The 4953-nt window shown below is 74.5% G+C and carries 3 protein-coding genes; 1 reads left to right on the top strand and 2 read right to left on the bottom strand.

Going from position 1 to position 4953, the window contains the following annotated elements; all coding sequences use genetic code 11:
• Window positions 1-662: 662 nt before the first annotated feature.
• Together ACIRST_RS42265 and ACIRST_RS42260 are read right to left on the bottom strand one after the other, a co-directional pair.
• A complete protein-coding gene (locus ACIRST_RS42265; RefSeq protein ID WP_396553970.1) occupies window positions 663-1997 on the bottom strand; it encodes a DUF1254 domain-containing protein in 1335 nt (444 codons plus the stop codon).
• Between the two features lie 84 nt (window positions 1998-2081).
• Window positions 2082-3554 (bottom strand): DUF1254 domain-containing protein, encoded by a 1473-nt coding sequence (locus ACIRST_RS42260; protein ID WP_402810101.1) that lies wholly within the window; start codon window positions 3552-3554, stop codon window positions 2082-2084.
• A gap of 253 nt (window positions 3555-3807) precedes the next feature.
• Here ACIRST_RS42260 and ACIRST_RS42255 point away from each other — a divergent pair, with 253 nt between their 5' ends.
• Window positions 3808-4848 (top strand): NAD-dependent epimerase/dehydratase family protein, encoded by a 1041-nt coding sequence (locus tag ACIRST_RS42255; RefSeq protein WP_402810098.1) that lies wholly within the window; start codon window positions 3808-3810, stop codon window positions 4846-4848.
• The last annotated feature ends 105 nt before the right edge of the window (window positions 4849-4953 follow it).

Raw genomic sequence — 4953 nt, 5'->3', positions numbered from 1 at the left:
CCCCCCCCCCCCCCCCCCCCCCCCCCCCCCCCCCCCCCCCCCCCCCCCCCCCGGGCCCGATGCCGCCCCGGGGCAAATATGTAGACCGGTCGCCATAATCCAGCCCGCGCCGAACCATCGCATTGCACAGAAAGTCGACCAGGCCGACTTTTCGCGCGCTGCGCCGGGATCCGGCGGGAGAATATGTAGACCGAGCATCATAATCTTGCCCCCCATGAACACGGGGGGGACGCACAGGAAGTCGACCAGACCGACTTCTCGTGCGCCGCCCAGCCCTGGCGCCTGGCGCCCGCTGGATATGTAGACCGGTCGGCATAATTCACCCCGGCCAACATGTGGGAGTACGCGAGAAGTCGACCAGGCCGACTTCTCACTCGGGTCGCTCGGGCCGCCACCCGGGCCAGCTATGTAGACCGGTCGTCATAATCCGATAGCGGCGATCACCACGGTGCACAGGAAGTCGGCCGGTCCGAATTCTCACGCATCGCGCGGGCCTGGCAGGCGTGCGCCCCGCGAAGTATGTAGACCGGTCTTCATAATCCTTCCCTGCGCGGCGCGCGGGCAGGCGGCTTGGGCAGGCGGCTTGGGCCTGCGTCGGCGGGCGATCGCCGGGGGCCTGCATCGGGGGCCGGCGTCGGGGGGCATGCGTCGGGGGACGCCCGTCAGGTGCGGTGGATCGGGGGGACCTGGTAGGTGCCGTCCAGGACCGGGGGTTCGGGCTGGTAGAGGCGGATGATGGGGCGGAACTCGCCGGGCGGGACGGGGAGCCAGTTGGCGGCGGCGGTCGGGTCCTCGGGTTGGTCGTGCTGGAGGGCCAGGGTGAGCGAGCCGTCGGCGCCGTAGACCAGGCCCGGGGTGCGGTCGCCGATCGAGTAGCGGTCGATCGGGTTCTCCACCAGGTAGTAGTCCGGGACGGAGTACATCGTGACGGACCAGAACGCCTCGGCCGGGGGCAGCCGGTCGAAGCGCAGCGTGTAGTTGTTGGCGCCGCTGAGGGGGCGGCCGTCGGAGTCGTCGTAGGTCATCGCGTACGAGGCCTCGTAGGCGTGGTTGCCCCAGAGGCCGGCCCGGGCGGCGGCGGCGCGGCTGAGGTAGGCGGCGCGGCGGTCGGGGATCCGCCACTCGGGGTCGTCCAGGGTGCCGGGCCCGAGGTGGTCGGTGTTGTAGTCGAAGAGGTGGAGCGCCGAGCGCCACTCCCCGGGCGGGTGGTCCTCCGGCGGGCGGGTGGCGTCCTCGACCCGTTCGCGGCCGGCGGCCAGGCCCTTGGCCAGGGAGAGCGTCCACTCGGGGACGGCGGCCCGGTACGGCGAGGCGCCGTCGTCCAGCAGGCCGAGCGGGGCGAAGCGCCGCTGGTACTCGATGTCCCCGGTGGCCGGCGGGAAGGCCTGCATCCACACCCGCAGGCGTTCGAAGAAGGCCAGCCGCTCGGGGACGTCCGGGTCGGGCTCGGGCAGTCCGGCGACGAGGCCACCGGGCTCCAGCGGTTCCAGGACGAGGGCCGACTGCAGGGCCCTGACCCGGGGCAGGTCCTCCGGGCCGGTGCAGGCGAAGCGGCCGACCACGGTGCCGACGGTGGTCGGCAGCTCGATCACCCGGTTCGGGTCGGACGGGGTGCCGTGCCAGCCGGGCGGGACGATCAGCCAGGTCTGCGCGCCGGTGCCGGTGGCCCGGCGGCCGAGGTAGGCGACGTTGTCCGTCCAGGCGTCGATGACCTGCAGCACGTAGTAGGAGCCTGCGGTGTCCGGGACGTGCAGGACCTGCGGGCCCTCGGAGAGGTCGAGCTGGGCGATCGAGTAGATCGTGTCGTTGTTGACCGAGACGAAGTCGTCGGCCGGGCCGGCCAGCCGGGTGGCGTGGCTGAAGTCGTTGAACGGCGCCGCCGGCAGGGTGCCCAGGCCGCCCCTGGTGAAGCGCTCGACCATGGTGAGGCCGGCGACCAGCGGGTAGCCGTAGACGTACGCGTCGGCGGCCAGGGCCTCCAGCTCGGGCTGATTCATCGGGGGTCCTTCGTACGGTCGGTCGGCACGGGTCGGAGTCGGCAGGGATCGAGGTCAGGCGGGTCGGGGTCAGCGGGGTCGGGGTCAGCGCGGGTCGAGCGGCGGGAGCCGCCAGCGGCCGTCGAGGACGACCGGGTCCGGCCCGTAGAGCCGGAGCACGACGGTGAACGGGCCGTCCGGGGCGGGCAGCCAGTTGGCGGAGTGGTCGGCGGCGGCGGGTCGCTTGTGCTGGACGTAGAGGGTCAGTCCGCCGTCCGGGTCGCGGACCAGGCCGGGGGTGCGGTCGCCGATCGCGTAGCGGTCCAGGGTGTTGTCGACCAGCCGGTGGTCCGGCAGCGCGTACAGAGTGGCGGACCAGCCGGAGCGGGCCGGCGGCAGCGCGTCCGGCGCGAAGCGGATGACGTGGTCGTGGTCGGCGGCGTCCGGTGGGCGGCGGCCCGCACTGTCCGCTTCCCAACGGCCGTACCAGGCTTCCTCGGTGGGGAGCCCGTGGAGTTCGGTCGCGGCGCCGACGGCCTGCCGGAGGAAGTCCGCGCCGATCCGGTCCCGGGTGCCGAACAGCCCGGTGCGGTCGCGGAGTCCGGCGATGGCGTGCGTCAGCTGAGCCCGGCCGTCGGCGATGCCGCGTTCGATCTCGGTGCGCAGTTCCAGCGGGAGGGTGGCGGGCTCGAACTCGCCGCGGCCGTCGACGCCGAGGTCCACGAGGCGGCCGCGCAGGTCGGTCTCGGCGGGCGGCAGCGGGACGGGGCCGGCCGCCGGGAAGAAGCCGAGCAGGAAGTCGAGGAAGGCGAGGAACTCAAGGCCGTCCGGGACCTCCTCGCGCCAGACCGGCCAGACCGGATCCGGTGCGGGCGGCGGCGCGGGCGTTCCGGCGTACTCGTGCAGCGGGCGCAGGCGGTACTGCTCCTGGACGGCGGCGAGTTCGGCGACCTCGGCGGGGGTGTTCCCGGTCAGCCGGGTGCGGCCGAGGATGCCGACCAGTCGGGTGGCGGTGCGGATCACGCTGCGGATGCCGGGTGGGGGCTCGCCCCGCCAGTCGGGGCCGGCTACCAGGTGGTCGCCGGCCTCCGGGCCGGTGGTCCGGGAACCGATGAAGCCGGCGTACACGGTGTCCAGTTCCTGCACCGGGAGGACGCGGTAGCGGTCCTCGGCGGGGACGGTGAGCACCCAGGGTTCGGTGCGCAGGTCGAGCCAGGCCCGGGAGTACGGCGTGTCCCCGGCCTCGTCGCCGAGGACGGTGGCGGTGGCGGTGGCGGTGGAGGTGGCGGTGACGGTGTCGGTGGAGGTGGCGACAGCGACGGCGACGGCGACGGCGGTGCCCGTGGTACCGGCGGCGGCGAGGGTGACACCGGGGGCCTCGGCCGGCGTGTCGGCAGGGGTGGGCGGCTGCGGACGGTGGCGGAAGACCCCGAAGCCGCCGACGTACGAGGGGTCCGCGTCGTCCAGGGCCTGGGCGTACAGGGCACGGTAGGTGCGCAGGATCGGTTGGGCGCGGATCCAGGCTTCGGCGGCGGTCGCGCGGACGGTGGCCGGGTCCACGAGTGCCGGGTTGACCATGCTGTCGCTCTCCCAGTGCCGAATCAGTCCACTGTCGAATCAGTCCGAATCTCCACAGACCGCTACAGATCGGATGCTAAGTGGGCCGGGAGGGGGCGGCACGTCGGATCGGACGCCCGTCGGCACCGCCACGGTGCGCCCCGCACCGGGCCCGCACCGGACCCGCACCGGGCCCGCACCGGGCCCGCACCGCAGGATCTGCCCTGCGCTAATCCGGGCGTACGGGTGGAACGACTGGGAGAGGGTGGGCGGTATGAAGATCCTCCTGCTCGGCGGCTCGTCCTTCCTCGGCCGGGCCTACGCCGCCGAGGCCCTGTCCCGGGGCCACCTGGTGACCACCTTCAACCGCGGCCGCAGCGCCACCGACCTGCCCGGAATCGAGGCCGTCCGGGGCGACCGCGACAACGCCGAGGACATCGCCCGGCTGGTCGACGGCCGCCACTGGGACGCCGTCGTCGACACCTCCGCCCAGCAGCCCTCCCAGGCCGCGCTCACCGCGGACCTGCTGCGCGACCGAGCCGGCCACTACACCGTCGTCTCCTCCGTACACGCCTTCGCCGACTGGCCCGACCGGGTGATCGACGAGGACTCCCCGCTGCACCCCTGCCCCGCCGACACCCCGCCCGACCAGCCGTTCAGCCCGGCCCTGAAGGCCGGCTGCGAGCGTGCGGTGCTGGAGGTCTTCGGCGCCGAGCGCTCGCTGGTCCTCAACAGCGGGCTGCTCATCGGGCCGTACGAGATCGGCGGCCGGCTGCCCTGGTGGCTGGAGCGGATGGCGCGCGGCGGCCGGGTGCTCGCCCCGGGGGACCCGCAGCGGACCATGCAGGTGATCGACGTCCGGGACTTCGCCGTCTTCGGGCTGGACCTGCTGACGGCCCGGACGGCGGGGCGGTTCCTCACCACGGCGCCGCCCGGACGGCTGAGCTTCGGCGAGTGGCTGGAGACCTGCCGGGCGGTCGCGGGCGCCGTGGACACCGAGTTGGTCTGGGTCCCGGACGCGAAGCTGCTCGCCGATGGGCCGGACCGGGTCGAGCCGTGGAGTGAACTCCCGCTCTGGGCCCCGGACCTGCCCGAGCTGACCGGCATCTGGCTCGCCGACACGAACCGGGCGGAGGCCGCCGGGCTGTGCTGCCGGCCGTTCGCCGAGACGGCCCGGGACACCTGGGAGTGGCTGCGGGAACGCGGGCCCGCCGAGGACACCGACGCCGACGGGCGCAAGGGCCGGCCGGGCGCAGCCGTGCGGCAGGGCATCGAACCCGCCAAGGAGCGCAGGCTGTTGGCCGCCCTGGGGTAGGCCGACGGCCGGCCCGGGCCGGGGGGGGGGGGGGGGGGGGGGGCCCCCCCCCCCCCCCCCCCCCCCCCCCCCCCCCCCGCCCCCCGGGGCGCCCCCCCCCCGCCC

Origin of the sequence: Kitasatospora sp. NPDC101447, assembly GCF_044767225.1 — a bacterium.
Taxonomy (GTDB): domain Bacteria; phylum Actinomycetota; class Actinomycetes; order Streptomycetales; family Streptomycetaceae; genus Kitasatospora.
Note: the sequence above shows the minus strand (reverse complement) of the source record. Positions and strands in the feature narration are given on the sequence as shown.

Coding starts and splice junctions, on each gene's coding strand:
- ACIRST_RS42260 (WP_402810101.1), bottom strand. CDS start 3,554: ATGGTCAACCCGGCACTCGTGGACCCGGCCACCGTCCGCGCGACCGCC.
- ACIRST_RS42255 (WP_402810098.1), top strand. CDS start 3,808: ATGAAGATCCTCCTGCTCGGCGGCTCGTCCTTCCTCGGCCGGGCCTAC.
- ACIRST_RS42265 (WP_396553970.1), bottom strand. CDS start 1,997: ATGAATCAGCCCGAGCTGGAGGCCCTGGCCGCCGACGCGTACGTCTAC.